This window comes from Mesorhizobium sp. BHbdii (genome assembly GCF_053848045.1).
This window is the reverse complement of the sequence record NZ_JBSPKX010000303.1, coordinates 1-403: the sequence shown is the minus strand read 5'-3', so window position 1 is coordinate 403 and position 403 is coordinate 1. Positions and strand designations below refer to the sequence as shown.

Annotated in this window: 1 protein-coding gene; it reads left to right on the top strand. The window is 64.8% G+C overall.

Annotated features, from left to right (window positions below; translation table 11 throughout):
- A partial coding sequence (locus ACWTU8_RS33150; protein WP_455851419.1) for an NAD(P)-dependent oxidoreductase occupies nucleotides 1-403 on the top strand: 403 nt, incomplete at both ends.

Sequence of the window (403 nt, the reverse complement as noted above, 5' to 3'; positions counted from 1 at the left end):
ACGAGGCCTTGCGCAAGGGCGAATGGCGCGGCGACCTCTACCGCGCCGACCGCACCGGCCGCGAACTCAGCGAAATGACCGTCGGCGTCGTCGGCTATGGCAATATCGGCACCAAGGTCGTGCGCCTGCTGCGCGCCTTCGGCTGCCATGTGCTGGTCAGCGATCCCTATGTGCAGTTGAGCGCCGAAGACCGCAATGCCGGCGTCGAACTCGTCGCGCTGGACGATCTCCTTGCCCGTTCCGATGTGGTGACGCTGCATTCCCGCGTGACCGAGGAGACGCGCGGCCTGATCGGTAAGGACACGATCGCGCGGATGAAACCTGGCGTGATTTTCGTCAACACCGCGCGCGGGCCGCTGGTTGACTATGACGCGCTCTACGAGGCGTTGGTTTCAGGCCAGAT